This window comes from Rhizobium sp. NFACC06-2, from assembly GCF_900101425.1.
GTDB lineage: Bacteria > Pseudomonadota > Alphaproteobacteria > Rhizobiales > Rhizobiaceae > Agrobacterium > Agrobacterium leguminum.
Genome location: NZ_FMVA01000017.1, coordinates 56524 through 82606, shown reverse-complemented (window position 1 = coordinate 82606; position 26083 = coordinate 56524). Strand labels below are relative to the sequence as shown.

The following is a 26083-nucleotide window of genomic DNA, read 5'->3' as shown; positions in this document are numbered from 1 at the left end:
AAAGCCCGCCGCCTCTCAGGCGGGGTAGACGCCGAGAAAACGCTGCAATGCTTCCGACAGCAACATGGCGGGCACCAGCAGCGTCATGACGATTGCCGAAACGAGCAGCGACTGGTCGCGGATGAAAAATCTGACGATCCGCGAAAAGGCGAAGACCAGCGACAGAAGCAGTGCCAGCCAGAGAATGGCGATCAGCCCCTGCAGCGGCGGCAGAAAGAATGCGATCAGGATCAGGACGGCATAGGCATAGGAAAAGGGCAGCGACAGCCAGTTCATTGTGGTGACGAGCGGTGCGAATTTTTCCCGGGCGCCAAAGGCGTAGAGCAGCATGCCGATCAACAGCAGCGGCACGATCCAGCAGATGGCCTCGACCATGGCCAGGCGGAAGAAGAAGATAAAGCCTGTTCCGGTTCCGGGCGGATAGCTGGCGAGAAAGGCGGCGCGCAGCCACAGCCAGGAAACCAGCATGGCCGGCAGGCACCACAGCGCCGAATAGAAGGATCGCCACATGCCGCGCTCGGAGAGATCGAGATACCGCGCGCCATTGTGATCGCCGAGCAGCAGAAGCCACAGGCCTGTCAGATAGAGCCTGACTTCACTTGCCGTCGGCATGGGCGAACCAGCGTTCGATAAAGGTCTCGTAAATGCGCGTCAGCGTCTCGAGATCGGCAACTGCCACGCGCTCATCGACCATATGCATGGTCTGTCCGACGAGACCGAACTCCACGACAGGGCAATAATCCTTGATGAAGCGCGCATCCGAGGTGCCGCCGGTGGTCGAAAGCTTCGGCTCCTTGCCGGTTACGGCTTCAACCGCGTCTGACAGTGACGAGATGAGCGCATTGTTGCGGGTCAGGAAGACATGGCTCGGACGGTCCGCCCAGACGATCTCATATTTGACCGGAGCCCGGTCGGGGCGAAGCTCGCCTTCGGCTGCGGCGGCATCGAGGCGGCGGATGATTTCCGCCCGCAGGCTCTCTGCCGTCCAGCTATCGTTGAAACGAATGTTGAAGGCCGCCGTCGCCCGCGCCGGGATGACATTGGTGGCGGCATTGCCGGTATCGACGGTCGTTACTTCCAGATTGGAGGGCTGGAAATTGTCGGTGCCATGATCGAAGGGCGGATGCATTAGCGCATGGGTCAGTTGCAGCAGACCGCGAATGGGGTTGTCGGCGAGATGCGGATAGGCGGCATGGCCCTGCACGCCATGAACCGTGATGCGGCCGGAAAGCGATCCCCGGCGGCCGATCTTGATCATGTCGCCAAGCTGGTCGGGATTGGTCGGCTCGCCCACCACGCAGGCATCCCATGTCTCGCCCTTGGCGGCCGCCCATTCCAGCAGCTTGGAGGTGCCGTTGATCGACGGGCCTTCCTCATCGCCTGTAATCAGGAAGGAAACGGAGCCCTGCGGTTTGCCGTGTTTTTCAATATGGCGGGCAATGGCGGCAACGAAACAGGCGATGCCACCCTTCATGTCCACTGCACCGCGACCGAACATTTCGCCGCCGGCGATTTCAGCCGCAAACGGCGGATGGCTCCATGCGGCCTCGTCGCCCACCGGAACGACATCCGTATGGCCGGCAAACATTAGATGCGGACCTTCGGTGCCGAGCCGGGCGTAAAGGTTCTCCACGTCAGGCGTTCCCGCCTCGCTCGCCACCATCCTGTCCACCTGGAAACCAAGCGGTGAAAGCAGGGTGTCGAGCAGGGAAAGCGCGCCGCCTTCCGCAGGCGTCACCGAAGGGCAACGGATGAGGGCGGCGAGATTGGCAACGGGATCGGTCGTGGTCATGGCAGTCGCTTTATATCAGTCGCGCAGAAGCTCATTGATGCCGGTCTTGGAGCGGGTCTTTTCATCGACGCGCTTGACGATGACGGCGCAATAAAGGCTCGGGCCCGGCTCGCCGTTCGGGAAAGGCTTGCCCGGCATGGTGCCGGCAACGACGACGGAATAGGGCGGCACTTCGCCATAGGTGATCTCACCGGTGGCGCGGTCGACGATCTTGGTGGACTTGCCGATGAAGACGCCCATGCCGAGAACGGCGCCTTCACGCACGATGCAGCCTTCGACGACTTCCGAACGGGCACCGATGAAGCAATTGTCCTCGATGATCGTCGGGCCCGCCTGCAGGGGCTCCAGAACGCCGCCGATGCCGACGCCGCCCGACAGATGCACATTCTTGCCGATCTGCGCGCAGGAGCCGACGGTCGCCCAGGTGTCGACCATCGTGCCTTCATCGACATAGGCGCCGAGATTGACGAAGGAAGGCATCAGGACCACGTTCTTGGCGACATAGGCGGAGCGGCGCACGACGGCGTTCGGCACGGCGCGGAAACCGGCGGCGCGGAACTGGTTTTCACCCCAATTCTCGAATTTCGACGGCACCTTGTCCCACCAGGTGGATTCGCCCGGTCCGCCGGTGACGATCTCCATGTCGTTCAGGCGGAAAGAGAGAAGCACGGCCTTTTTCAGCCACTGGTTCACCTTCCAGTTTCCGTCAGCCTGCTTTTCGGCCACGCGTGCCTTGCCGCTATCGAGAAGTTGAAGAGATGTGTCCACGGCGTCGCGAACCTCGCCCTTCGTCGATACATTCACGCCATCGCGGTTGTCGAAGGCGGTTTCGATGATGGTTTCGAGGGAAGAGAGATCCGTAAGGCTCATGGAAAATTCCTTGAATGTCGCGTGTGGTGTGGTCACGGAAAGGCCCGCGCCGCTGGAAGGCTTTGGCCATTTGATCTAAGGGAGTGTTGGAAAGGCGTCAATGTGATTTGGGTGATTTGGCGCGTCAGACGAAAGGCATGGAAATGACACGACTGAAAAACGGCAAGTTGCGGCGCAAGGACGGGGCATGGGACCCCTTGAAGCGCAGTGCTGTGGACAAGCAGCAGGCCGAGGTCGTTGTCAAAACGCCGCAGTCGGATTCTCCGTCTTACCGGCTGGCCTATGTGGATACGGACTTTCTCTGCCGTGAGGAATTGCGCCCCGTCCGGCTGCAGCTCGAACTTCTGAAGACGGAAATGGCGCTCACCGAGCGCGGGATCAATTCCACCGTCGTGATGTTCGGCGGCGCCCGCATTCCCGAACCGGGCGGAGAGGCCTGGGCGGCGCGCAACGAAACGCAGAAGCGCAATCTCGAGCAATCCTCAGTTTATTACGATGAAGCGCGAAAGTTCGCCCGCCTTTGCACCGACTACGGTGCGAAATCCGGTCACCTGGAATATGTCGTGGTCACCGGCGGCGGTCCCGGCGTCATGGAGGCGGGTAACCGAGGCGCCATGGATGCCGGCGGCCCTTCCATCGGCCTCAATATCGTTTTGCCACACGAGCAGGCGCCCAACCCTTATGTAACGCCGGAACTGAGCTTCAACTTCCACTATTTCGCCATCCGGAAAATGCACTTCCTGATGCGGGCGAAGGCCGTGGTGGTTTTCCCCGGTGGTTTTGGCACGCTGGATGAGCTTTTCGAGGCTTTGACACTGATCCAGACCAAGCGCATGGCCCCGATCCCTCTCATTCTTTTTGGAGAAAAGTTCTGGCGATCCGTCGTCAATTTCGGGTTCTTGGCGGATTTCGGCACCATCGCTCCCGAAGATATGAATCTCCTGCACTTTGCCGAAACGGCAGACGATGCCTGGAAAATCATTTCCGACTACTACGAACATTGAAGATGCCTGGCGCGACAAAGTAACATTAGGAATTAATTAGCAGATAATATTCTAATTTGCCTCGTCGCGCTGCAGCGCACTGTCCCCACGCGGACGGGCCTCCATGACGGAGATTGTCATCCGTTGACGTCAGCTCTTTCGGGTTGACGATTTCCATTTGGGGCCGAAATGTTCAATCTCAAAGTGAAGTCGCTTGCGACCAAGCTGATCCTCGTAACCGGCTGTGCCATCACCACGGTTCTCGTTGCATCCAATTCCTTCCTCATCTTCCAGACCAGCGAGCGCGTGCATGCGCTCACCATGGATCAGGCCAATACGGAAGCCCGCGCCATAGCCAACGTCATCGCCGCCGATGTCGGCGAACTCGGCAGCGCCGCGCGCTCCATGGCTGGCGTCATCGGCCGGGCGCATCAGGCGAAATCGATGGATCGTCCCGGTATCGTCAACATCCTCAAGGCCAACGTCGAGCAGAATACTTTTGCATTCGGCAGCTGGTTCTGTGAGCAGCTTGGCCTTTTTGATGGGCAGAGCAAGGAGATTGCGGGCAGGCTCGATCTCGGTACGAATGAAAACGGCGCGTTTGCGCCCTACTGGTCGAAGACCCAGAAGGGCGACATCCAGTTCTCGACCTTCAAGAACGATTATGCGGCGGAGTGGTATGCGCTGGCCGCCAAGACCGGCAAGGGTGCAATTACCCAGCCTTACCTCGCTGAAGGCACGGAAGTGCCGACCACGATGACCTCGCTTGCCTATCCCGTCATGTCGGATGGCAAGATGATCGGTGTGGCCGGTGTCGATATTTCGCTCGCCTCGCTCACCCAGAAACTGCAGGCGCTGCATCCTTTCGAAACCGGTCGTGTCACCCTTGTCTCGCAGGGTGGCCAGTGGCTGGTGCCGCCGACGCCTGAGCAGAACATGAAGGCCTATGACGGAGAAGGCGCAAGCACCGTCCAGAGTGCGCTCGCCTCCGGCAAGCAGGGCCTCATCGAAAATCTTGGCCTCGATACCGACGCGCCATATAACCGTCTCGTTTATCCATTCGCCGTTCCTGGTCTCAACGCAACCTGGGTCGTCCTTGTCGATATTCCCCATCAAGCCTTGAATGCTCCGGTTCAGGAGCAGACCTATCTGATGATCATCGGTGCGATCGTCATTCTCGCCGCCGTCATTGCAGCGCTTTATTTTGCAGTCCGTTATTTCGTTCGCAACCCGCTTGCATCGCTGGTTACCGACGTCAGGACTTTGAGCGACGGTCGCTACGATGTGCCGGTCTCCGGTCAGGACCGTCAGGATGAAACGGGTTCGGTTGCCACAGCGCTTGAAGGTTTCCGTGCCAAGCTTGCCGGCATCCGTGAAATGGAAGCCGAAGCCACCGCCCAGCGCGGTCACGCCGAAACGGAGCGCCAGCGCTCTGAGTTCGAACGCAACGAAAACAGCCGCATGCAGCAGCACATTGTCAGCGTTTTAGGCTCGGGTCTGAATGCTCTGTCGCAGGGCAACCTGACCTACCGTATTCAGGACGAGTTCCCGGGCGAATACGCGAAGCTGCGCGAGGACTTCAACTCGGCGCTCGCCAGCCTCGAGGAAACGGTTTCCACCGTCAACGCAACCGTCGTCAGCATCGGCAATGGTACCGGCGAGATCACCCGCGCCGCTAGCGATCTCTCGCATCGCACGGAACAGCAGGCCGCCAGCCTCGAAGAAACCGCTGCCGCACTTAATGAGCTGACCGCACAGGTCAATTCCAGTGCGGAGAATGCCGCAGAGGCAGCCGGCGCCGTCAGCCATGCCTGCGACGACGCCGGTAAGTCTGGCGAGGTCGTGCAGCAGGCCGTCAACTCCATGCAGGGCATTGCGCAATCTTCGGCGGAAATCTCCCGTATCATCGGGGTGATCGACGAGATCGCCTTCCAGACCAATCTTCTTGCGCTGAATGCCGGCGTCGAAGCGGCCCGCGCGGGTGATGCAGGCAAGGGCTTTGCCGTTGTCGCACAGGAAGTGCGCGAACTCGCGCAGCGCTCCGCAACTGCTGCCAAGGAGATCAAGGGCCTCATCAACACCTCGGCCACGCAGGTGGGCGAGGGTGTTCAGCTGGTCGGCAAGGCCGGCGACACGATGAAAAAGATCGCCGATCAGGTTCTTCAGATCAACCAGCTGATACGGCAGATCTCTGCCTCGGCCAGCGAGCAGGCGGTGGGCCTGAAGGAAATCAACTCCGCCGTCACGCAGATGGATCAGGTCACCCAGCAGAATGCCGCGATGGTAGAGGAAACCACGGCGGCCAGCGTGACGCTGAACAGCGAAGCCGAAACCCTGAAATCGCTTGTTGCCGGTTTCGTGGTCTCCGGTGGCCATTCAAGCCAGCAATTGCGCGCCACGGCAGCAGCAATGCGTGCGCCCGCTGCTCCGGCAAGGGCTCTCGCTTCGGCTCCCCGTGCCCGTCCGAGAACCAGCGGTGCAAACGCACTGGCGCAGGATGACTGGACAGAATTCTGATCCGCCATTCCCGCTTTAAATAAAAAGGGCCGCTGGTTTTTCCAGCGGCCCTTTTTGTTCCTTTCCGGATCAGAGCCGTGCGAAACGTTCGGTCAGCAACTCGAAGAAGCCGTCGGAATCCACATTGCGCATCACGCGGGCATTGGCGGGACGGTCAGTCACCCGCCACCAGTCCACCACGGTCATGCCCATGGTCAGCTCGGAATGGACCTCGATCTCGACATTGCACTCGCGGCCCTTAAACAGTTCGGGCTTGATGAGATAGGCAATGACGCTCGGATCATGCAGCGGACCGCCGTCAGAACCGTATTTCTCGATGTCGAAACGCTCGAAAAACTCCAGCATTTCCGCCATGGCGATGGCAGGGCGCGTGCCGATGTCGCGAATGCGGCTGACACGCGCCTTGGTCGTCAGCAATTGATGTGTGACATCGAGCGGCATCATGACGATGGGCATGCCGGAGCGGAAGACGATATCGGCGGCCTGCGGGTCGACATAGATGTTGAATTCCGCCGCCGGGGTGATGTTGCCGCCCTCGAAGAAACCGCCGCCCATCATCACCAGTTCCTTGACGCGGTCGGCGATTTCCGGCGCCTTCAGGAGCGCCAGCGCCACATTGGTCAGCGCGCCGAGCGTGCAGAGCGTTACGGTGCCGGCGGGTTCCCGCATCAGCGTTTCGATGATGAAATCGACCGCATGCTGCTTTTGCGCTTCCATGGTCGGCTCATCGAGAACCGGGCCATCGAGGCCGGTGCTGCCGTGAACGTGCTCGGCGGTGATGGGCTTGCGCACCAGCGGCTTCTCGGCGCCCTCATAGACGGGAATATCGGTGCGGCCGCACAATTCGCTGATGATGCGGATGTTGCGGCTGGTCAGCTTCAGCGGAACGTTGCCGGCGACGGCGCACAATCCGAGAATGTCGATTTCCTCCGGGCTTGCGAAGGCGAGCATGATTGCCGCTGCGTCGTCCTGGCCCGGATCGGTGTCGATAATGATTTTTCTGCGTTCTGCCATGTCTTGCCCGCCGTTGAGATGAGCGCTTTTTTCGAGCGGCGGGTGCTCACTTGTCAAGCCTCATTCCCCGGTGTCCCCTTTGCTCGTCGCCGCGTCTTGCGTATTGCGGTTGTGCTTCCCATATTGCAGGGGCCGGTACGATTGACCGGCGAGGTTGCCGGAAGCGGGACCGCGAAACGTCGCTTGGTTGCAAGGACAAAAGAGACATGAGCCGCATGACGCCATTAACCCACCCGCTTTTGCTGGGTTTTGATGCCATGGAAAAAACGCTGGAGCGCATGGCGAAGGCCAATGACGGCTATCCTCCCTATAATATCGAGCGCCTGCCGGGCGGTGACGACGTGCCGGAACGCCTGCGCATCACCATCGCGGTTGCCGGTTTTTCGCAGGACGATCTGGATGTGACGACGGCCGATAACCAGCTCGTCATTCGCGGGCGCCAGCAGGAACAGGAGAAACGCGATTTTCTCTATCGCGGCATCGCGGCCCGCCAGTTCCAGCGGGTGTTCGTGCTTGCCGAGGGCATGCAGGTCAGGGAAGCGCGCCTGCGCAACGGCCTGCTTTCCATCGATCTGGTCCGGCCGGAAATTTCAAACGTGGTGAAGAAAATTAATATTTCCGTCTCAGAGTAGAACGTGAACGCCGGAATCCGACACGAATCGCTCGGCGTGAAGAAGGAGGCTGAAATATGCTGTTGAAAGAAGCGCATGCGCGTCTCACCCAATCCCAGCTCGCCCATATCGGCGAAGGAGAAGTGGGATATATCCGCAAGATCCGCGCGGAAGACGTCAGCCGCTGTTTCCCGGAAGCGCCCGATCTCGATCCGCAATTGGACCTTTGGGCGCTGTTCGGTGCAGATGGTACGCCGATCCTCCTGACGGACAACCGGTCCAGTACGTTTTTCAAGGCTGCCGAAGACGATCTCCAGACCGTCAGCCTGCATTGAAGAAAAAAGCCCGCTTTTGAGCGGGCTTTTTCTTTAGCGGGTTAAAGGAACGGGCGGTCCGGCATGTCGTCGATGGAGATGACGCCGTCCTTGTTCTTGTCCAGCCGTTCGAACATCTTTTCGCCGGCAGCGGTGAATTCGGCCTTGCTGACCTGACCGTTCTCGTCGGTATCGGCCCAGCGGATCAGCGCGAAACCTGCGCCCTTGCCGCCATGCTTGCCCCAGCCCTGATGGCCGAAACGGCCGCCATGTTCGCGCTCGGCATGTCTTTCGGCGCGCTTGCCCTCGGGGCCCTTGCCGTCTTCGGCTTTGGCGTCCTCACGCTCGGGGCGCGGATTGGCGGCGCGGAAAGCTTCCATCTTCGCCTGACGATACTCACGCATTTCCTTCGGCGTGATCGAGCCGTCCTTGTCCTTGTCGATCTCGGTGAAGAGCGCGTCCTGACGGGCGGCGAATTCCTCCTTGGAAATCTTGCCGTCCTTGTTGCTGTCGGCCACCTTCAGCAGGTGAACGAAGGCCGCTTCCTGGCGGATCGGCATGCGCTCGCCATGGCCTTTGCCCGGAGCGGGCGGAGCGGCAAAGCTTGCCGTCGCGGCCGTGCCGATCAAAAGGGCTGCGCCAAGAGCAGACAGGGCGATTTTTCGTGTGGTCATCGTCATTACCTTTCTTTGGTGTCCCTGAAGAGAAGATAGTGACGTCGCGCAGGCCCCACCACTTAAACATCCGTAAGGTGGATGAAGCTTCGGTAATGTTCGCTGCTCAGCCTGCGATGGTTTTCGTCAGGAAGCCGGTCAGGTCGTCGGTGATGTAGTCGATATGCGCATCCGTGGCGGCGGGGATTTCCCAGCGTTCCATGATGATGCCCTCGAGATTGGCGGGGACGAGCAGAACGGTCTTCATGCCGAGCGCCTTGGGCGCCGCGAGATTGCGCGGCAAATCCTCGAACATGGCGGCTTTTTGCGTGTCGAGTTTCGCAAGCGCCGCGAACTTCTCATAGGTCGCGCTGGCCGGTTTCGGCAGATAGCCCGCGGCGACGATATCGAAAATATCCTCGAAATGATCGAGAATACCGAGCGCACCGGCCGCCGCCTGCGCATGTTTGAGGCTTCCGTTGGTAAGGATGAATTTGCGGCCCGGCAAAGCCTTGATTGCCTCGCCGAGTTCCGGATGCGGCTTCAGCGCCGAATAATCGATGGCATGGGCGCGTTCCAGAAACTCGTCCGGGCTGATGCCGTAGTGGATCATCAGCCCCTGAAGCGTCGTGCCATGGTCATGATAATAGCGCTTCTGCAGTGCCCGGGCCTCGTCGGGATCGAGCTTCAAAAGCTCCGCCACATAGGCCGTCATGTTACGGTCGATCTGCGAAAACAGATTGATGTGATGCGGATAGAGCGTGTTATCGAGATCGAAGACCCATTCGCTCACATGGTCGAAATCGGCGGCTTCGGGCAGGTTTTTCGGCTTTGTGTCCATGGGCTGCTTTATGCCCGTTTCGAAGGCCGAAGAAAATCGAAAAGACGACGATTGATCAGAAAATCGGGCTTGGCTGCGGCCTCCGGTGCATGATACCGCCAAGGCCATGGAACTCTGGATAGGCATCACTTTCGCAAGCGCGTTCTTGCAGAACCTGCGCTCGACCCTGCAAAAGCACCTCAAGGGCATGATGGGCACCACGGGCGCGACCTTCGTGCGCTTCGTTTTCGGCATGCCTTTCGCTCTCGCCTATCTTGCTTTTCTGCATTTCGGGCTCGGCCGCCCTCTGCCGGTGCCGAACATGTCCTTCGCCGTGTGGGCGACGGTCGGCGCCATGGCGCAGATCGCCGCCACCTTCCTGCTGGTGCACCTGTTCTCCTTCCGTAATTTTGCGGTTGGAACGGCCTATTCCCGCACCGAGCCGGCGCAGGCGGCGCTGTTTGCGCTTATTTTCATCGGGGAAAGCGTCAATGGCGGCACATTGGCGGCCATCGCCATCTCGGTCGCCGGCGTCATGCTTATTTCGGTGGCGCGCACGGAAGTCACGCCCGCTTCCTTCTTCACGTCGATCTTCAGCCGGACAGCGGGTATCGGCCTTGCCTCGGGGGCTTTCTTCGGCCTGTCATCGGTTGCCTACCGGTCGGCGTCGCTCGCGCTTGCGCCGAGCCTTCCCGCCCCGGACGCGATGATGCAGGCGGGCTTTACCCTCGTTGTCGTCATCGTCATGCAGACGGTGTCGATGTTCCTGTGGATCGTCTGGCGCGAGCGGGAAGAGTTGCGGCGGATCGCCAGGGTGTGGAAACCGTCGCTTGCGGTCGGTTTCGTAGGTGCCACGGCCTCATTCGGCTGGTTCACGGCGATGACCCTGCAACAGGCCGCCGTGGTGAAGGCATTGGCGCAGGTGGAGATGCTCTTCGCCTTCGCTTCGACCGTGCTTTTCTTCAAGGAGAAGATCAACCGGCTCGAACTCTCCGGCTGCCTGCTGATTGTCGTGGGTGTGCTGTCGCTGCTGGCATTCGGCTGAATGCCCGATGTGGCGAACAGGCTCGCTGTCCGCCACCTGAAGCACGTCAGGGCACGATGAGCGTGCCGGCGCCTTCCGTGAAGATTTCCAGAAGGACGGAATGCGGCGTCTTGCCGTTGAGGATCACCACGCCCTGAACACCGGCCTTGATAGCGTCGATGCAGGTCTCGACCTTCGGGATCATACCGCCGGAAATCGTGCCGTCCTTGATGAGCGCACGCGCCTGCGAGACGGTGAGTTCCTTGATGAGTTCCTTGTTCTTGTCGAGAACGCCGGGAACGTCGGTGAGAAACAGCAGACGCGAGGCGTGAAGCGCACCCGCAATCGCGCCGGCGAAGGTATCGGCGTTGATATTGTAGGTGGCACCATCGCGGCCTGGCGCGACCGGGGCGATGACCGGGATCATTTCCGACTTGGCGAGCAGGTCTAGCAGGGTGCGGTCGACTTCGGTGACTTCGCCGACGAAGCCGAGATCGAGCACACGTTCGATATTGCTGTCGGGATCGATGACGGTCTTTTTAGCCTTTTCGGCAAAGACCATGTTGCCGTCCTTGCCGCACAGGCCGATGGCCCATTCGCCCGTCTGGTTGATGAGGGCGACGATTTCCTTGTTGATCGAGCCGGCCAGAACCATTTCGACGATCTCGACCGTCTTGGCGTCAGTGACGCGCAGTCCGCCCTCGAATTTCGATTCGATGCCCATCTTGGTCAGCATCGCGCCGATCTGCGGGCCGCCGCCATGTACGACGATGGGGTTAATGCCCGATTGCTTCAAAAGGGCGATGTCTTCCGCGAAAGCCTTGCCGAGCGTGGAATCCCCCATGGCGTGGCCGCCATATTTCACCACGATGGTCTTGTTCTCGTATTTCTGCATGAAAGGCAGAGCCTGTGCGAGCAGCCGCGCCTGAGTTTCGCTTTCGGAAAACGTCATCTAAAAACCTCGGTCTGTGGTTGCGGCCGTTGAAAGCCTGTCACCGCTCTAAAGCAAGTCTTTGACGGATGAAATAACCTCCTGGCCTTATTGTGTCGGCAGCGGTCAAATTTCTTTTTTTTGGCTGTCCCAGCGCTGTAATGCGATTGACATAAAGGCCCAATGGGACCAGCCTTGTAGGGGAAAGGGGAGGGGTTAATTCAGGGCGATATGGGATGTCGCGCGCCGCGGGAGCGATGCTGACCTGAACGACCGAGGAGCGAGAGACCCATGACGGCACCCGATAGAGACAAGCAAAGCGGTTTGCGGGATGAAGTCCTTGCGGGCGAATATGTGCTGGGTGCCCTGCCGCCGGAAAGCATGGCGGAGCTTGCCAAGCGCGTCAAACGCGACCGCCAGTTCGCAGCCATGGTCAGGCGCTGGCGGGACAATCTGGCGGAAACCGAATATCGCGAAAACGCGACCGTCGCCGCGCTGCTGGAACGGGACCCAAGCCGCTCCGGCCTGCCATTCAGGGGCCAGCCGCTACGGGGTGGCAGCATGTTCGCAGCCATGCTTTCGGAGGTCTGGCATTCCGTGCGCTTCTGGCGCCTTCTGGCGTTGACGGCGATGCTCTGGACCGCCGTTCTGCTTTTCACCATCGCCTGAGAGGCGTGTCTTTCAAAGAGAGATCGTTCTGACGATCTCGGCCCGCAGGCTATCCAGCCCGAATGATTTTTCCGAGGATGTGGCGAGAACTTCCGGATAGGCGGCGGGACGCTTGCGGATTTTCTCCAGCGTTTCGCCGATCAGCCGCGGAACGCCGGCATCCTTGATCTTGTCCGTCTTCGTCAGCACGATCTGGTAGGAAACGGCCGCCTTGTCGAGCAGGGTCAGAACCTCTTCGTCGTTCTTTTTCACGCCGTGGCGGGAATCGATCAGCACGTAAACGCGCTTCAGCGTCGCACGCCCGCGCAGATAATCGAAGACGAGCTTCGTCCAGGCATCGACCTGATCCTTCGGGGCCTGCGCATAACCGTAACCGGGCATGTCGACCAGCGCCATCGGCGGCAGATCGCCCGCTTCGCCGGAATAACCATCCGGAACGAAATAGTTCAGTTCCTGCGTGCGTCCGGGCGTATTGGACGTGCGGGCAAGCCCCTTGTGGCCCACCAGCGCATTGATGAGCGAGGACTTGCCGACATTCGAACGGCCGGCGAAGGCAATCTCCGGCGGGCCTTCGGGCGGCAGAAATTTCATCGCGGGAACGCCGCGAATGAAAATCCAAGGTCGCCCGAACAGGGGCTTTTCGGTTGCCGTGCCGGTCTCGGTCATTTCGATTGCACCGGCTTTCGCTTGAACAGCCCCTTGATGTTATCGAACAGCTCGATCTTGGCGCCCTGGCGCTTCATGATGACGGCCTGCTGGGTGATGGAGAGCGTATTGTTCCATGCCCAGTAGATGACCAGACCGGCCGGGAAGGAGGCCAGCATGAAGGTGAAGATCAGCGGCATCCAGTTGAAGATCATCGCCTGCGTCGGATCGGGCGGCGTCGGGTTCATGCGCATCTGCAGGAACATGGTGATGCCCATGACAAGCGGCCAGACACCGATCATCAGGAAGTGCGGCACATCATAGGGCAGAAGGCCGAAGAGGTTGAACAGCGATGTCGGGTCCGGCGCGGAAAGGTCGTGAATCCAGCCGAAGAACGGCGCATGCCGCATTTCGATGGTGACGTAGATGACCTTGTAGAGCGCGAAGAAGACCGGGATCTGCAAAAGCATCGGCCAGCAGCCGGCAACAGGATTGATCTTCTCTTCCTTGTAGAGCTGCATCATCGCCTGCTGCATGGCCATGCGGTCATCGCCATGCTTGGCCTTCAGCTCTTCCATCTTCGGCTGCACGCGCTTCATGTTCGCCATGGAAGCATATTGCTTGCTGGCGAGCGGGAAGAAGAGAGCCTTGACGACGATGGTGGTGAGCAGGATCGCCACGCCGAAATTACCAAAATAACGGAAGAAGAAATCCATCAGTTTGAACATCGGCTTGGTGATGAAGTAGAACCAGCCCCAGTCGATCAGAAGGTCGAACTTCGGAATGGCGTAGGTCGTCTCGTAACGGTCGACCAGCGGCACTTCCTTGGCACCAGCGAAAACGAGGCTCTTCAGCTCGATCGACTGGCCGGGCTCGACCGTCAGCGGGTCGCTCTTGAAATCGGCCTGATAGCTCGGCTGATTGCCGGTGATGTGCGAATAACGGGTTTCGAACGGCGTCGTCTGCGGCGGAACGATGGCCGCGGCCCAATATTTGTCGGTGATGCCGAGCCAGCCGCCGGTCGCCTTGGCAACCGTTACCGGTGCTTCTTCGACGTCCTTGTATTTTTCTTCCGTCAGGCTGCCGTCTTTGCCCGAAACGCCGAGAAAACCTTCATGGATGACGAAGACCGGGGGAACTGCGGGCTTGTTGTTGCGCGTCACGCGGCCATAGGTGGCGAAGGAGATCGCTGCCTGTCCGGGGTTCTCCACCTTGTCGGCGACCGAGATCATGTAATGCTCGTCGATCGAAACCGTACGGGAGAAAATCACGCCCTTGGAATTGGTGTAGGTGAGGGTGACCGGGGTGGTTTCCGTCAGCTTGTCGCCACTTGCGAGCGTCCAGACGGTGGTCGGGCCGGGAACGCCGCCGACTTCCTGTGCTGCAACGTAACCGAGTTCGGTGAAGTAGCCGTCCTTGGTGTCGGAGGGCGAGAACAGCGTGATGATCGGACTCGAGTCATCGACGGTCTCATGGTAGTCCTTGAGCCGGATGTCATCGAAGCGGGCGCCGGTAAGGTTGATCGAGCCGGCGATGGCGTTGGTCTCGATGGCCACGCGCTGGGTTCTTGCAATCGACTCTTCGCGGGTCGCCGTGGCGGCAGTCTGCGGTGAGGAAGCGGGCGGTGCGCCTTCAACGGCAGCGCCTGGTGCGGCGCCCGGCGCCTGCTGCTGTTGCTGCGTCGTCTGCTGCTGCGCCTGGCGGGCCTCTTCGGCGCGGCGCTGCTGCTCGATACGCGGATTCATGTAAAGGAATTGCCAGGCGAGGACGATGACAACCGAAAGGGCTATCGCGATGAAGTAATTACGGTTCTTTTCCATCATTCTTTCCTGGAGCGGGTCTCCTGGGACCGTTTCGGTTTCGCCGTTCCTTCAATTCGCTCGTTAAGGAGAGACTGAAGTTTCGGGAAGGCCGCATCGAGCACGTCCCTGCGGGCGACAATCACATAGTCATGACCGGGCTTCATTGCGAATCCGGCAGAAAGCCTGACGGCTTCCTTGAGACGGCGGCGCATGCGATTTCGCTCTACCGCGTTGCCTTGTCTTTTCGTTACGGTAAAACCGACGCGAGGCTCGGTTTCCGGGGCTTTCCGGTCAAGCACTTCCAGAAGAAAGGTGCCTCCCCGCCGTTTTTCTCCTGCCTGAACGGCAAGGAAATCCGACCGGTTTTTAAGCCGGCCGGGCAGTTTTCCTGTCTTACTCATGTGCCCGCGACTTTCACCGGGTCACAGAGGCGGCAATTAAGCCGAAAGACGAGCGCGGCCGCGCGCACGGCGGGCTGCGAGAACCTTGCGGCCGCCGGCGGTAGCCATACGGGCGCGGAAGCCATGGCGACGCTTGCGGACAAGCTTGGACGGTTGGTAAGTACGCTTCGACATTTATTTAATACCGCGGTGTGCGGCCCTTCTTGAATTTGCAATAATTTGCAAGAGCGTTTCGTTTTTTGCACGGCTAACCCCGCCTGGGCGAGCTTTCAATGGCCGAGCGTGCGCGGCTTATAAGGGCATAGGCCGAGCAAAGTCAATTGCCGAAGGGGTTTTCGCGCTTCACCTTTTGCGGAAAACGCACCGCCATCTCCTTCGCCGACTGCCGAGAGAGGCCGATTCCGGCGCGCAATCGATAAAATCTGAAATTCTTTCTTAACGCGGCGTTGATAAATCTTGTGACGCGAAAAAGTTATGCCAGCTTCCCATTTTCATCGCGCGGCTGGTTTTTGTTGGGGGAACGAAGTTGAGAATTCGCGGTCGTATCAATCTACTTGTCGGGCTGATGAGCCTTGTGGCCTGTACCATTGGCGGGCTGTCCATCTATGCGATCAACGAATTCTGGGTTCGGTCGCATCACTTCGAGGAAGCGGCCGAAAGGGCCTACAAGGGCGAGGCGCTCAACCGCCTGGTGACGGCAGTCGTCATGGAGGCGCGCGGTGTCTACGCGGCAGCCGATGTGGCGGCAGCTACCCCCTTTGCCGACGGCATGGTCAAAAACCTCGACGCCATGGAAAAGCTCATTGCCAGCTGGGCGCCGCTCGTGCCGGCGGAACAACAGGCGAGTTTCGACAAGCTTGTCGGCCGGTCCAAGGAATTCCGCACTTTCCGTCTGGAGACCGTGCGGCTGGCGAAGGAAAACGGGCCGCAGGCGGCCAGCCAGCAGGGCAATAACGAGGCGAACCGCGCCAACCGCAAGGCCTATCAGGCGGAGATCGACAGCGTCGTGAAAAACGACCTCGCCGAACTCGAAGTCGTGAAGGCAGGAGTAGATTCTTTCAGCACCGCGATATTCTGGGTGATCGTCGCGGTGACGGTTGCCGGTGTCGGCGCGGGAGCCGCCTTCGGTCTCTACATAGGAACGCAGCAGCTCAGCGCACCCATCCGCAGGGTTTCGCAGGTGATGAATGCCGTGGCCGATGGAAATCTCGACGCGGACGTCCCCTATCTCGGCCGCAACGACGAAATCGGCGAAATGGCTGCGGCCGTCGAGGTCTTCAAGAAAAACGGCAGCGAAGTGCGCCGCATGAATGCGCAGGAAGCCGCCACGCGCGCCAAGAGCGACGATCTGCAGGCCGGCATGGCCATCGTCGTCGACGCTGCGGCCCAGGGCGATTTCAGCCGCCGCATCAACAAGGACTATGGCGACGACAACCTCAATCGTTTCGCCGCGACCATCAATTCGCTCCTCACCGGCGTCCATAATGGCGTATCCGAGACCAGCCGCGTCATCGAAAGCCTTGCGCGGGGCGATCTGACGGAGAGAATGGATGGCGAGTTCCGGGGCGTCTTTGCCGAACTCCAGGGGAACGTCAACCAGACGCTGACCAAGCTGCGGGAGACGATGCGGGAAGTGCGCGGCAGCACGGAAGGCATCAGCGGTAACGCGAACGAATTGCGCTCGGCGGCCGACGACCTGTCGAAGCGGACCGAGCAGCAGGCCGCGGCGCTGGAGGAAACCTCCGCCGCTCTGGATGAGATTACCGCCGTCGTCCGCAATTCGACCGACCGTGCGCAGGAAGCCAGCGCCATGGTTGCCGAAACAAAGCAGAAGACGGAAGAGTCCGCCAATGTCGTGCGCGATGCCGTGTCCGCCATGGATCGCATCGAGCACGCCTCGCGCGAAATCAGCCAGATCATCAATGTCATCGACGAAATTGCATTCCAGACCAACCTGCTGGCGCTGAATGCCGGCGTGGAAGCCGCCCGTGCGGGTGAAGCCGGCAAGGGATTTGCCGTCGTCGCTCAGGAAGTGCGAGAACTTGCGCAACGATCCGCAACGGCCGCGAAGGACATCAAGGCGCTGATCACCAAATCCGGCGAAGAGGTCGGGCGTGGCGTATCGCTGGTGCAGAGAACCGGCGGCGCACTGAGCGAGATCGAGACCCGCGTTCTGGCAATCAACGAGCACATCCATTCGATCGCCACGGCCGCCAGGGAGCAGTCCACCGGCCTGCATGAGGTGAATACCGCCATCAATCAGATGGACCAGGTAACGCAGCGCAACGCCGCAATGGTGGAGGAGACCTCGGCTGCAACCCACAAGCTGAGCAGCGAGGCCGACCATCTCGTGACGCTCGTGGCGCGCTTCAATGTCGGCGCGGAAAATGTGCAGCGCAGCCCCCGCATCGAGCAGCCCGTGAGGCCGATGACGGTCTCCGCCGGACCGGTGGCGGTCTCCGGCAGGACGCAGGCGGTGGCGTCTCCGGCCCGGAAATTGATGAACAGCGTCAGCCGCGCGCTCAATGCCCAGCCTGCGGCAGCACCCGCACATGGCGACTGGCAGGAGTTCTAGACGACCAGCGGTCCGCTTCCAAACCGGCTTACCTTCGAACGCCGCCCCTGCCGGGCGGCGTTTGTTTTTCCGGCAATGAAAACCTTTATTTTGCAGCGCATTGGAAAAATATCCATTAGGTCCTATTATCATCGCTGCATATAAACCGAGCCGTTCCACGTAAGCAGCGGCGCGCATACAGGATCATGGCCCGGTGTTTTCTAAAGGCGTAGACAGCTTGGACCGCACGCAAGACGATCCGGTGCATTGCATGCCGGGATTGACCGCCGGTCTTTCGGGACGGCTGCTGCTGCTGACGGTCATCTTCGTGATGATCGCCGAAGTGCTGATCTTCGTGCCTTCCGTCGCCAATATGCGTCTTTCATGGTTGCGCGACCGTCTGAATACGGCCGCGGCCGCCGGCGCTGTCATCGACGGCCTGCAGGCTGAACTGCCGCGAAGCGTGCAGAACGACACGCTGATGGCAACCGGGGCGAAGCTGATCGCGCTGCGCAAGGACGGCACCTCACGCCTGCTCGCCGTGGCGGAAACGCCGCCGGGCGTCGATGAGCAATATGACCTTTCCGACGTTTCGCAGGTGGCGGCGGTGCGGGACGCCTTTTCCACCCTACTGTTCGGCGGCAACCGCGTCATCCGCGTTTTCGATGTCGTCGGCGACAGCGACACGATCATCGAACTGGTGCTCGGCGAAAACAAGCTGCGGGCGGCAATGCTTGCCTATGCCCGCAACGTTTTCCTGATTTCCATCGTCCTGTCGCTGATCACCGCAGGCCTGATCTTCATCTCCATCAACCGCATCATGATCCGGCCCATACGCCGGCTGACGCTCGGCATGCAGAACTTCTCCGAGGACCCGGGCAATCCCGAGCGGATTTTCGTACCTGATGAGGGAACGGATGAACTATCGGTTGCCGGCCGCCACCTCGCCGACATGCAGACCCAACTGCAGAAGACCCTGCGCCAGCAGAAGAACCTCGTGGATCTCGGCCTCGCGGTCTCGAAGATCAATCACGACATGCGCAACATCCTGTCCTCCGCGCAGCTCATGTCGGACCGTCTGGTGGACGCAAAGGATCCGATGGTCAGGAGCTTTGCGCCGAAACTGCTGCGCACCATCGACCGCGCCGTGGCCTATACCGGCGAGGTTCTGGCCTATGGCCAGGCGACCGAAGGCGCACCGAAACGCAAGATGGTGCAGTTGAGCCTCCTGGTGCGGGATGTGCGCGATATTCTGGCGCTCGATCCGGACAGCGGCATCGAATTTCAGGACAGCGTGCCATCTGATCTCACGGTCGATGCGGATTCCGAGCAGCTTTTCCGGGTCATCCACAATCTCTGTCGCAATGCGGTTCAGGCCCTGCAATCCGATACCGCGAATGCCGGGCTTCGGCATCTTTCCATCTCGGCTCAGAGGGCCGGCAGCGTTGTCAGCATCGTCATCGACGACAATGGGCCGGGCATGCCACGCAAGGCCAAGGAGAACCTGTTTTCCGCTTTCAGGGGTTCGGCCCGCTCCGGCGGCACGGGCCTCGGGCTGGTCATTGCCCGCGAACTCGTGCTTGCCCATGGCGGCACGATCGCGCTCGTCGAAAAGCCCGGTCCCGGCACGCAGTTCCGCATCGAGATCGCCGACCGCGCCGCTTCCGTACAGGCGGCCAGAACCGCCTGAAAAACCTGCTTTGCAGCCGCTTCGCGCAATCATTCTCCCCGCCCAAACGGACAGGGTATCTGGCCCGCGGAAAATGATCCGCATGGAATTTATAATAAAATCAATGTGATACATGAATTGCTGCGGAAAAATGACAATTTCGAAGCGAAATCGCTTGCATTCGGAATGAGGACGTTTTAGAGGATCGCCACGCCACCGGAAACGACCGGAACGGCACGCACCCGTAGCTCAGCTGGATAGAGCACCAGACTACGAATCTGGGGGTCAGGAGTTCGAATCTCTTCGGGTGCGCCATTTCTCTTCCCATAAAATAAAGTCCTGAAACAATCGCTCTCACGCGCGATATCGCTGATATCGGCAAGTCCGTTCAGGCGAATGCTTCGACGCTCCGCAGGACCGAGTGAATTCCGAACGTCCCGAATATATGCTAAAGTCACCCCGTCATCAGATGTCCCCGGGGTGAAAGCCATGTTGGAAGCGGACAAGGTGTTTGCGGGTTCGATTCCGGAAAATTACGACCGCTATATGGTGCCGCTGATTTTTGCGCCATTCGCCGCCGATCTGGCGCGCAGGGCGGCTGCCTTGATGCCAATTGATATTCTGGAAATCGCCGCAGGCACCGGCGCCGTCACGCGCGAATTGGCTCCCCGATTATTGCCCGCGGCAAACTATGTGGTAACCGACCTCAACCAGCCGATGCTCGATTTTGCGGCGTCGCAACAGGCACTGGATCGCCGCATAAAATGGCGGCAGGTGGATGCTCAGACGCTGCCTTTTGAAAACGCTGTGTTCGATCTCGTTTTCTGCCAGTTCGGCGCGATGTTTTTTACCGACCGCTTGTCAGCCTATCGCGAGGCAAAGCGGGTATTGAAGCCCGGCGGACATTATCTATTCAATGTATGGGACCGCATCGAGGAAAATCACTTCGCGGATGATGTGACGAACGCCCTGGCGCGCCTGTTCCCCGATGATCCGCCGCGCTTCATGGCCCGTACCCCGCACGGTTATCATGACACGGCACTCATTCGCCGCGAGCTGGAGGAGGCCGGTTTTTCCCGCGTGACGATTGAGACGGTGACCGCGCAGAGCCGCGCCTCTTCGCCACGCATTCCGGCAATGGCTTATTGTCAGGGAACCGTGCTTCGGACGGAAATTGAGGCGAGAGCACCGGGAGGGCTCGACACCGCGACAGATTGCGCCGCCACGGCCATCGAAGCGCGGCATGGCGGTGGCGCGGTTACCGCGAAAATTCAGGCGCATGTGATTCTCGCCGCCGTTTAAACCGGCGCTGCCGGCCCGGTTCTCAGTCTATAAGTGCGAACGAGGAATATTTTAGCAATACCCCCTAAATATTAGTGGTTTTGGGTGGAGGCCTGTACCAAAGGATTTTCCGACAGCCCGGGATTACCGGGCTTTCGAGTGTCATCGAACTTTCCGCAAACCTTCGTCATATTGTCATACAATATAAGCATATGCGCTTCAGAAAAGGAGCGCAGAATGACGCCACAATCACTTGAACTTTCGGGCATCGGCAAAGGCTTCGGGGCTGACGATGTTTTGAAAGAGATCGATCTCTCCATCCGTCCCGGAGAGTTTTTGTCTCTCGTCGGCATGTCGGGCTGCGGCAAGTCCACGCTTCTGCGTATCATTGCGGGGCTGGAAACACCGGATCGCGGTTCGGTCTCCATCGGCGATCAGGATGTGACAGAGGTTGATCCGAGCGATCGCAATCTGGCGATGGTTTTCCAGTCCTACGCCCTTTATCCGCATATGAGCGTGCGCCAGAACATTGCCACGCCGCTCAGGATGCGGCGTCTGCCCTTTGCCGCCCGCCTGCCGCTGGTCGGACGGTTTGCGGCCCCGACAGAAACGCTGAGCCAGATCGACGCCGCCGTCGAACAGGCGGCCGAGACGCTACAGATCGCGCATTTGCTGGATCGCAAGCCGGCGCAGCTTTCCGGCGGCCAGCGCCAGCGCGTGGCGCTCGCCCGGGCGCTGGTGCGTTCGCCCGCCGCCTTCCTGATGGACGAGCCGCTCTCCAACCTCGATGCGAAGCTTCGCGCCCACATGCGTGAGGAACTGGCCGGCCTGCACCGTCGGCTGGGGGCGACCTTCATCTATGTCACCCACGACCAGATCGAAGCCATGACCATGTCCGACCGCATCGCGTTGATGTCGGAAGGCCGCATCGAGCAGCTTGGCACGCCGGACGAGCTTTACCGCAAGCCCGCGACGCTGACGGTCGCACGTTTCATCGGCACGCCATCGATCAACCTGCTGCCGGTCGAAATCGACGCGCAGGGTAAAGTCAAGGCCTTTGGGCGCGATCTTGGCATCGAGGGTGTGGGCCGCGATGCCGGCCCGGCGACGCTCGGCCTTCGTGCCGAAGATTTGCGCCCGGGCGAAGAAGGTTTTGCCGTGCGCGTGGTGCGCAGCGAAACCCACGGGGCCGACCGCTTCGTGAGCTGCCGCCTGCTGAGCGACGAAACGGTCGCCATCACCCTGCGTCAGGGCGCCGGCGATGCCGTGGGCGCGGATATGAATGGCGTGATGAATCTTGGCTTTGCGCCGGAACGCGCGCATCTTTTCGCGGCCGATGGCCTGCGTCGCAAGGTGACGGTGCGCGAACGGGTGCCGGCATGACGGCGGTCGATTTTTCCACGGCCGCGCGCGCGAAGGCTCGCCCGCGGCTGTCAAAGGCGGACCGGCGGATGATCTGGCGCGGCCTGATGTTCGCGGCCCCCGCAAGCCTGCTGCTTCTGGCAATCTATATCGTGCCGATGCTCGTTCTGGCCGGTTTTTCCGTCACCGATTACCAGCTCGGTTCGCTCTCCACCCGCTTTGTCGGCCTCGGAAACTTCGTCAAGGTGTTTCAGGATCCGGTCTTCCTGCGCTCTCTGGCCAATACCGCCATCTATGCGCTCATCGTCATTCCCTTCGGTGTGTTTCTTGCGCTCGGTGTGGCTTTGCTCGTTTATAACCGCAAGCGCAGCCGGGCTTTCTGGGAGGTGGCTTATTTCCTCCCCGTCACGGCAACCCTCGTCGCCATGGCGACCGTGTGGCAGTTCCTGCTGCATCCCTCGCTCGGTCCGGTGAATGCGGCGATCAAATGGCTGGGCTTCGAGCCGGTCGCCTTCCTCTCCAATCCCGTCCTCCTCATTCCCACCATGGCGCTGATGGGCGTCTGGCAGATCCTGGGTTTCAACATGGTGCTGTTCCTCGCCGGCCTCACCGCCATTTCGAAGGATCTGCACGAGGCGGCGCGGCTGGATGGCGCCAAGAACCCGGTCGACCGCTTCCTGACCGTGACTTGGCCGATGCTCGGGCCGACGACCATGTTCGTGGTGGTCACCACCTCCATCTCGGCCTTCAAGGTGTTCGAGACGGTGGCTGTGCTCACCAAGGGCCGCTTCGGATCGGAAACCCTGTTGTTCGATCTCTATCTCGAAGGTTTCGAATATTCGAACACCGGTTATGCCGCCGCGCTGACGATTATCTTCCTCGCGATCGTGCTGGTCCTGTCTATCGGCCAGACGCTGCACATGGACCGGAAGGTGCACTACTGATGGCCGCACTCCGCAAATATCTCCCACATCTCGTGCTTGCCCTTGGCGCTTTCGTGATGCTCCTGCCGTTCTACTGGATGGTGTTGACCTCGATCCGCTCACCTGCGGAGATTTTCGATGTCTCGCTCTGGCCGATCCCGCAGAAATTCGACGCGGCCGATAATTACGCCCGGGCGGCGGGTCAGGTGCCGATGGCGCGTTTCATGCTCAACGGCGTCATCGTCTGCGTCGGCATTCTCGTCGTGCAGATCCTGACGTCGGTTCCGGCTGCCTATGCGCTGGCGAAGCTCCGGTTCCCGGGCCGCAAGCTGCTGCTGGGCCTCGTCATTGCGGCGCTCTGCGTTCCCATTCAGGCGCTCGCCCTCCCGCTCTTTGTCGGTCTCGCCAAGACGGAGCTTCTGAATACGTACTTTGCGATGATGATGCCGTTCTTCCTTTCGGTCTTCGCAATCTTCCTGTTCAACCAGTCCTTCCGCAGCTATCCGAATGAGATCATCGAGGCTGCCCGCATGGATGGGTTCTCGGAAATGGAGATTTGCTGGGGGCTGGTCCTTCGCGGGTCGCTGCCTTCGCTCGCCGCTTTCTCGATCTTTTCGCTCGTTGCCCACTGGAACGACCTTTATTGGCCGATGATCGTGGTCTCCGACACCAATCTCGCCCCGCCGCCGCTTGGCATGATGCTTTTCGCCGATGTCGAATCCGGCGCGAATTACGGTGCGCTGATGGCGGGCGCTACACTGATTACCGCGCCGATGGTGCTGTGCTTCCTCCTCGCACGGCGGCACTTCATCGCCGGTATTACCATGACCGGCGTCAAGTGACGCCGTTCAGATTTCCTCCTCCCAACCTCTCTGGAGACTGACATGAAACTCAACCGACGCGCTGTGATGGGCGGTCTGGCTCTCGGCATGGCTTTTGCGGGCCTCGCTCAGCCGGTTATGGCCAATGAAATCACGCTCAACGTTCTTTACAACCTGCCGGGCTTCACCAAGTTCCATCAGCCGCTGGCCGATGAATTCATGAAGAAGAACCCGGACGTGAAGATCAACTTCCTCGCTCCGGCCGCCGGTTATAATGAAGGCCAGCAGCAGGTTCTGCGCTCCGCCGTAACGGGCAATCTGCCGGATGTTTATTTCTCGGGTTACAATCTGACGGCGGAACTCGTTCACACGCTCGCACCGCGCAACCAGATCACCGATCTCGGCCCGTTCATTCAGGCTGAAGGCGGTCAGGCCTTCCTCGACAAGAACTACAGCCCGAAGATGGCCGCTCTCGGCCAGATCGACGGCAAGCAGTATGGTCTGCCGGTCAACGCGTCCTCGCCGATCATCTACATCAACTCCGACCTCGTCACCAAGGCTGGCGGCGACCCGGACAAGATGCCGACGACCTTTGCGGAGCTCATTGCTCTCGCAAAGAAGATCAAGGCTCTCGACCCCAAGTTCGCCGGCATGAGCTACGACATCAACGGCTGGCCGGATGACTGGTTGTGGCAGGCGCTCATCGTCGAACAGGGCGGCAAGCTCGTTGACGAGAAGGCCAAGACCGTTGGCTTCGATAACGAGATCGGCCTCAACGCCCTGAAGATGACCCGTCAGTTCGTTACCGAAGGCGGCCAGAACCTGCTCGACTGGGATCAGTCGCGCCAGCAGTTCGGTGCAGGCCTCACCGGTTTCATCTTCTCGACGCCTGCCCATGTTCAGACGATCCAGGGTCTGGTCGGCGACCGCTTCAAGCTGAAGACCGCGACCTTCCCGCTCGACAACAAGGCAAAGGGCGGCGTTCCCACCGGCGGCAACTCGGCAGTTATCCTGACCCAGGAAAAGGCCAAGCAGGACGCCGCCTGGAAGTACCTGAAGTGGATCACCGGTCCGGAAGCGCAGAACACCATCGTTCGCATCACCGGTTACCTGCCGACCAACAAGCTGGCCACCGGCCCGGACTTCCTCGCTCCTTATTATGTCGAGAACCCGAATGTGAAGACCGCTTCGCTTCAGGCTGACCGTTCTCTGCCCTGGGTCGGTTATCCGGGTGGCGATTCCGTCCGCATCTGGCGCACCCAGCGCGACATCATCGGCACCGTCATGCGCGGTGAGGTGACGCCGGAAGCTGGTCTCAAGCAGATCGTCGAGCAGACCAACGCCCTGCTGAAATAAGCAAAACCATCGAAAAGGCTGCGGGGAAATCCGTTCCCGCAGCCATTTTGCGCAGAAAGACCTGTTATGAAGATCATCCAGATCACCGACACTCATCTTGTACCCCCCGGCATTGCTGTAAACGGCGTCGACCCGGAAAAGCAGCTGCGCGCGGCGGTGGCCGATATTGTCGAAAAACATGCCGATGCCGATCTTCTTGTGATGACGGGTGATCTCTGCAATTACGGCGAGCCGGAAGCCTATGAGCTGCTTCGCGAAATCCTCGCGCCCGTCTCGATCCCCGTGCGGTTGATGCTGGGTAATCACGACCGCCGCCCGGAATTCGTCGCGGCCTTTCCGGAACAGCCGCGTGACGATAACGGCTACATCCAGTCCGTCATCGATACCGAATTCGGTCGGCTGCTGTTTCTCGACAGCCACGAGGCCGATGTGGTCGGCGGCATATATGGTGCGGATCGTCTGGCATGGCTGGAGAGTGCGCTGGAAAGGGCGGGCGACCTGCCGGTGACGGTGTTCATTCATCACCCGCCGATGGATTGCGGCATCCGCCATTTCGAACATATCGGCATGCATGATGACGGTGCTGTCATGCGCCGTCTCGCCGCTCATCCGGCCGGTATACGTCATATCATTTTTGGCCATATCCATGTGCCGATGGCAGGCACGACCGCCGAAGGCATCGCCTATAGTTCCGGTCAGGCCTGCGCACACCGTTTCATCACCGATATCGATGTTGTCGATCCGCTGTGGACGGGCGGCAATCCCTGTTACCGGGTCATAAGCATGGGTGCATTCGGTCTGCGCGCCTATGATGCGGAAGTGGGGCAGGTCGTGCTCGGTCAGGCGCCTGTCTGCGAAGGCCCCTGACATCGGACGTTTCCGTGTTGCACGGAGATGACCTTCGCCTCCTCGCCTGTTGCCGGTGGTGAGGGAGGGGTTTTTGACGATTGCAAGGCTGCGGTGGTCGGAAGACACCCGTGGCCTGTCGCGCCGATGCGCCACTTCTGGTTTGTTGAACGCGATGTGATGCATCGGAACCATGGTTCCCTGCGCACCCTTGATCTATGTCAG

Annotated in this window: 25 protein-coding genes and 1 tRNA gene; 15 read left to right on the top strand and 11 right to left on the bottom strand. The window is 60.1% G+C overall.

The window, feature by feature from the left end:
• Positions 1-15: 15 nt before the first annotated feature.
• From F3H58_RS22780 to dapD, 3 genes are read right to left on the bottom strand one after another with little or no spacing between them, the layout of a single operon-like run.
• Positions 16-612, bottom strand: coding sequence for a hypothetical protein (locus F3H58_RS22780; protein WP_149743878.1), 597 nt, complete (start codon positions 610-612; stop codon positions 16-18).
• Positions 596-1792, bottom strand: coding sequence for a succinyl-diaminopimelate desuccinylase (gene dapE / locus F3H58_RS22775; protein WP_149743877.1), 1197 nt, complete (start codon positions 1790-1792; stop codon positions 596-598). Before dapE ends, F3H58_RS22780 begins: the two co-directional genes overlap by 17 nt.
• A gap of 15 nt (positions 1793-1807) precedes the next feature.
• Entirely contained in the window at positions 1808-2662 is an 855-nt protein-coding gene (gene dapD, locus F3H58_RS22770) for a 2,3,4,5-tetrahydropyridine-2,6-dicarboxylate N-succinyltransferase (protein WP_149743876.1), read from the bottom strand.
• A 143-nt stretch (positions 2663-2805) separates the two neighbouring features.
• Between dapD and F3H58_RS22765 the strand changes: the two genes are divergently transcribed.
• Together F3H58_RS22765 and F3H58_RS22760 are read left to right on the top strand one after the other, a co-directional pair.
• Positions 2806-3666 (top strand): LOG family protein, encoded by an 861-nt coding sequence (locus F3H58_RS22765; protein WP_188129035.1) that lies wholly within the window; start codon positions 2806-2808, stop codon positions 3664-3666.
• Between the two features lie 168 nt (positions 3667-3834).
• Positions 3835-6162 carry a methyl-accepting chemotaxis protein gene (locus F3H58_RS22760; protein WP_149743874.1) on the top strand — a complete coding sequence of 776 codons (2328 nt, stop codon included), beginning with the start codon at positions 3835-3837 and terminating at the stop codon, positions 6160-6162.
• Between the two features lie 69 nt (positions 6163-6231).
• Here the strand turns inward: F3H58_RS22760 and F3H58_RS22755 are convergent, their stop codons facing one another.
• Positions 6232-7176: a nucleoside hydrolase gene (locus tag F3H58_RS22755; RefSeq protein WP_149743873.1), complete on the bottom strand. Its 945-nt coding sequence runs from the start codon at positions 7174-7176 to the stop codon at positions 6232-6234.
• 206 nt (positions 7177-7382) lie between these two features.
• Here F3H58_RS22755 and F3H58_RS22750 point away from each other — a divergent pair, with 206 nt between their 5' ends.
• Together F3H58_RS22750 and F3H58_RS22745 are read left to right on the top strand one after the other, a co-directional pair.
• Entirely contained in the window at positions 7383-7808 is a 426-nt protein-coding gene (locus F3H58_RS22750) for an Hsp20 family protein (protein ID WP_149743872.1), read from the top strand.
• Positions 7809-7864: 56 nt separating this feature from the next.
• Entirely contained in the window at positions 7865-8122 is a 258-nt protein-coding gene (locus F3H58_RS22745) for a BQ00720 family protein (protein WP_003520040.1), read from the top strand.
• Between the two features lie 41 nt (positions 8123-8163).
• Here the strand turns inward: F3H58_RS22745 and F3H58_RS22740 are convergent, their stop codons facing one another.
• Together F3H58_RS22740 and F3H58_RS22735 are read right to left on the bottom strand one after the other, a co-directional pair.
• Positions 8164-8781 carry an EF-hand domain-containing protein gene (locus F3H58_RS22740; protein WP_035263941.1) on the bottom strand — a complete coding sequence of 206 codons (618 nt, stop codon included), beginning with the start codon at positions 8779-8781 and terminating at the stop codon, positions 8164-8166.
• 100 nt (positions 8782-8881) lie between these two features.
• Positions 8882-9595 (bottom strand): pyrimidine 5'-nucleotidase, encoded by a 714-nt coding sequence (locus tag F3H58_RS22735; RefSeq protein ID WP_149743871.1) that lies wholly within the window; start codon positions 9593-9595, stop codon positions 8882-8884.
• A gap of 106 nt (positions 9596-9701) precedes the next feature.
• On the opposite strand from F3H58_RS22735, the gene F3H58_RS22730 reads away from it, so the two are divergent.
• Positions 9702-10619, top strand: a complete 918-nt coding sequence (locus F3H58_RS22730) for an EamA family transporter (protein WP_137452434.1) — start codon at positions 9702-9704, stop codon at positions 10617-10619.
• Positions 10620-10665: 46 nt separating this feature from the next.
• Here the strand turns inward: F3H58_RS22730 and argB are convergent, their stop codons facing one another.
• Complete coding sequence (argB, locus tag F3H58_RS22725; RefSeq protein WP_149743870.1) at positions 10666-11550, bottom strand: acetylglutamate kinase; 885 nt, start codon at positions 11548-11550, stop codon at positions 10666-10668.
• Between the two features lie 270 nt (positions 11551-11820).
• On the opposite strand from argB, the gene F3H58_RS22720 reads away from it, so the two are divergent.
• Entirely contained in the window at positions 11821-12198 is a 378-nt protein-coding gene (locus F3H58_RS22720) for a hypothetical protein (protein ID WP_149743869.1), read from the top strand.
• A 12-nt stretch (positions 12199-12210) separates the two neighbouring features.
• Here the strand turns inward: F3H58_RS22720 and yihA are convergent, their stop codons facing one another.
• The 4 genes from yihA to rpmH are packed head-to-tail and all read right to left on the bottom strand — an operon-like array spanning position 12211 to position 15220.
• Positions 12211-12864, bottom strand: a complete 654-nt coding sequence (yihA, locus tag F3H58_RS22715; protein ID WP_149743868.1) for a ribosome biogenesis GTP-binding protein YihA/YsxC — start codon at positions 12862-12864, stop codon at positions 12211-12213.
• The gene (yidC, locus tag F3H58_RS22710; RefSeq protein ID WP_149743867.1) at positions 12861-14663 is read right to left on the bottom strand and encodes a membrane protein insertase YidC; all 1803 of its coding nucleotides are present in this window, start codon (positions 14661-14663) and stop codon (positions 12861-12863) included. The genes yihA and yidC overlap by 4 nt, the downstream gene beginning before the upstream one ends.
• The gene (gene rnpA / locus F3H58_RS22705; RefSeq protein WP_149743866.1) at positions 14663-15046 is read right to left on the bottom strand and encodes a ribonuclease P protein component; all 384 of its coding nucleotides are present in this window, start codon (positions 15044-15046) and stop codon (positions 14663-14665) included. Before rnpA ends, yidC begins: the two co-directional genes overlap by 1 nt.
• A 36-nt stretch (positions 15047-15082) precedes the next feature.
• Entirely contained in the window at positions 15083-15220 is a 138-nt protein-coding gene (gene rpmH / locus F3H58_RS22700; protein ID WP_003493611.1) for a 50S ribosomal protein L34, read from the bottom strand.
• A gap of 352 nt (positions 15221-15572) precedes the next feature.
• Here rpmH and F3H58_RS22695 point away from each other — a divergent pair, with 352 nt between their 5' ends.
• The 9 genes from F3H58_RS22695 to F3H58_RS22650 all read left to right on the top strand — a co-directional run bounded on the left by F3H58_RS22695 (position 15573) and on the right by F3H58_RS22650 (position 25879).
• A complete protein-coding gene (locus F3H58_RS22695) occupies positions 15573-17621 on the top strand; it encodes a methyl-accepting chemotaxis protein (protein ID WP_149743865.1) in 2049 nt (682 codons plus the stop codon).
• 250 nt (positions 17622-17871) lie between these two features.
• Positions 17872-19290 carry an ATP-binding protein gene (locus F3H58_RS22690; protein ID WP_188129038.1) on the top strand — a complete coding sequence of 473 codons (1419 nt, stop codon included), beginning with the start codon at positions 17872-17874 and terminating at the stop codon, positions 19288-19290.
• A gap of 217 nt (positions 19291-19507) precedes the next feature.
• A tRNA-Arg gene (locus tag F3H58_RS22680) sits at positions 19508-19584 on the top strand.
• 174 nt (positions 19585-19758) lie between these two features.
• Positions 19759-20571, top strand: coding sequence for a class I SAM-dependent methyltransferase (locus F3H58_RS22675; RefSeq protein WP_149743896.1), 813 nt, complete (start codon positions 19759-19761; stop codon positions 20569-20571).
• 216 nt (positions 20572-20787) lie between these two features.
• Positions 20788-21933, top strand: a complete 1146-nt coding sequence (locus F3H58_RS22670; RefSeq protein WP_188129034.1) for an ABC transporter ATP-binding protein — start codon at positions 20788-20790, stop codon at positions 21931-21933.
• On the top strand, positions 21930-22856 hold the full coding sequence (locus F3H58_RS22665; RefSeq protein WP_149743863.1) for a carbohydrate ABC transporter permease: 927 nt from the start codon (positions 21930-21932) through the stop codon (positions 22854-22856). The genes F3H58_RS22670 and F3H58_RS22665 overlap by 4 nt, the downstream gene beginning before the upstream one ends.
• On the top strand, positions 22856-23677 hold the full coding sequence (locus tag F3H58_RS22660; RefSeq protein ID WP_127756790.1) for a carbohydrate ABC transporter permease: 822 nt from the start codon (positions 22856-22858) through the stop codon (positions 23675-23677). The genes F3H58_RS22665 and F3H58_RS22660 overlap by 1 nt, the downstream gene beginning before the upstream one ends.
• A 42-nt stretch (positions 23678-23719) precedes the next feature.
• Complete coding sequence (locus F3H58_RS22655) at positions 23720-25012, top strand: ABC transporter substrate-binding protein (RefSeq protein ID WP_149743862.1); 1293 nt, start codon at positions 23720-23722, stop codon at positions 25010-25012.
• A 66-nt stretch (positions 25013-25078) separates the two neighbouring features.
• Entirely contained in the window at positions 25079-25879 is an 801-nt protein-coding gene (locus F3H58_RS22650) for a phosphodiesterase (RefSeq protein ID WP_149743861.1), read from the top strand.
• The last annotated feature ends 204 nt before the right edge of the window (positions 25880-26083 follow it).

What these genes read in the sequence shown, in the direction of transcription:
- F3H58_RS22670 (WP_188129034.1), top strand. Translation starts at nt 20,788, where the DNA reads ATGACGCCACAATCACTTGAACTTTCGGGCATCGGCAAAGGCTTCGGG.
- argB (WP_149743870.1), bottom strand. Translation starts at nt 11,550, where the DNA reads ATGACGTTTTCCGAAAGCGAAACTCAGGCGCGGCTGCTCGCACAGGCT.
- rnpA (WP_149743866.1), bottom strand. Translation starts at nt 15,046, where the DNA reads ATGAGTAAGACAGGAAAACTGCCCGGCCGGCTTAAAAACCGGTCGGAT.
- dapE (WP_149743877.1), bottom strand. Translation starts at nt 1,792, where the DNA reads ATGACCACGACCGATCCCGTTGCCAATCTCGCCGCCCTCATCCGTTGC.
- F3H58_RS22740 (WP_035263941.1), bottom strand. Translation starts at nt 8,781, where the DNA reads ATGACGATGACCACACGAAAAATCGCCCTGTCTGCTCTTGGCGCAGCC.
- F3H58_RS22720 (WP_149743869.1), top strand. Translation starts at nt 11,821, where the DNA reads ATGACGGCACCCGATAGAGACAAGCAAAGCGGTTTGCGGGATGAAGTC.
- F3H58_RS22675 (WP_149743896.1), top strand. Translation starts at nt 19,759, where the DNA reads ATGTTGGAAGCGGACAAGGTGTTTGCGGGTTCGATTCCGGAAAATTAC.
- F3H58_RS22690 (WP_188129038.1), top strand. Translation starts at nt 17,872, where the DNA reads ATGCCGGGATTGACCGCCGGTCTTTCGGGACGGCTGCTGCTGCTGACG.
- F3H58_RS22665 (WP_149743863.1), top strand. Translation starts at nt 21,930, where the DNA reads ATGACGGCGGTCGATTTTTCCACGGCCGCGCGCGCGAAGGCTCGCCCG.
- F3H58_RS22735 (WP_149743871.1), bottom strand. Translation starts at nt 9,595, where the DNA reads ATGGACACAAAGCCGAAAAACCTGCCCGAAGCCGCCGATTTCGACCAT.
- F3H58_RS22755 (WP_149743873.1), bottom strand. Translation starts at nt 7,176, where the DNA reads ATGGCAGAACGCAGAAAAATCATTATCGACACCGATCCGGGCCAGGAC.
- yidC (WP_149743867.1), bottom strand. Translation starts at nt 14,663, where the DNA reads ATGGAAAAGAACCGTAATTACTTCATCGCGATAGCCCTTTCGGTTGTC.
- F3H58_RS22780 (WP_149743878.1), bottom strand. Translation starts at nt 612, where the DNA reads ATGCCGACGGCAAGTGAAGTCAGGCTCTATCTGACAGGCCTGTGGCTT.
- F3H58_RS22650 (WP_149743861.1), top strand. Translation starts at nt 25,079, where the DNA reads ATGAAGATCATCCAGATCACCGACACTCATCTTGTACCCCCCGGCATT.
- F3H58_RS22750 (WP_149743872.1), top strand. Translation starts at nt 7,383, where the DNA reads ATGAGCCGCATGACGCCATTAACCCACCCGCTTTTGCTGGGTTTTGAT.
- dapD (WP_149743876.1), bottom strand. Translation starts at nt 2,662, where the DNA reads ATGAGCCTTACGGATCTCTCTTCCCTCGAAACCATCATCGAAACCGCC.
- F3H58_RS22660 (WP_127756790.1), top strand. Translation starts at nt 22,856, where the DNA reads ATGGCCGCACTCCGCAAATATCTCCCACATCTCGTGCTTGCCCTTGGC.
- F3H58_RS22745 (WP_003520040.1), top strand. Translation starts at nt 7,865, where the DNA reads ATGCTGTTGAAAGAAGCGCATGCGCGTCTCACCCAATCCCAGCTCGCC.
- F3H58_RS22760 (WP_149743874.1), top strand. Translation starts at nt 3,835, where the DNA reads ATGTTCAATCTCAAAGTGAAGTCGCTTGCGACCAAGCTGATCCTCGTA.
- yihA (WP_149743868.1), bottom strand. Translation starts at nt 12,864, where the DNA reads ATGACCGAGACCGGCACGGCAACCGAAAAGCCCCTGTTCGGGCGACCT.
- F3H58_RS22730 (WP_137452434.1), top strand. Translation starts at nt 9,702, where the DNA reads ATGGAACTCTGGATAGGCATCACTTTCGCAAGCGCGTTCTTGCAGAAC.
- rpmH (WP_003493611.1), bottom strand. Translation starts at nt 15,220, where the DNA reads ATGTCGAAGCGTACTTACCAACCGTCCAAGCTTGTCCGCAAGCGTCGC.
- F3H58_RS22655 (WP_149743862.1), top strand. Translation starts at nt 23,720, where the DNA reads ATGAAACTCAACCGACGCGCTGTGATGGGCGGTCTGGCTCTCGGCATG.
- F3H58_RS22765 (WP_188129035.1), top strand. Translation starts at nt 2,806, where the DNA reads ATGACACGACTGAAAAACGGCAAGTTGCGGCGCAAGGACGGGGCATGG.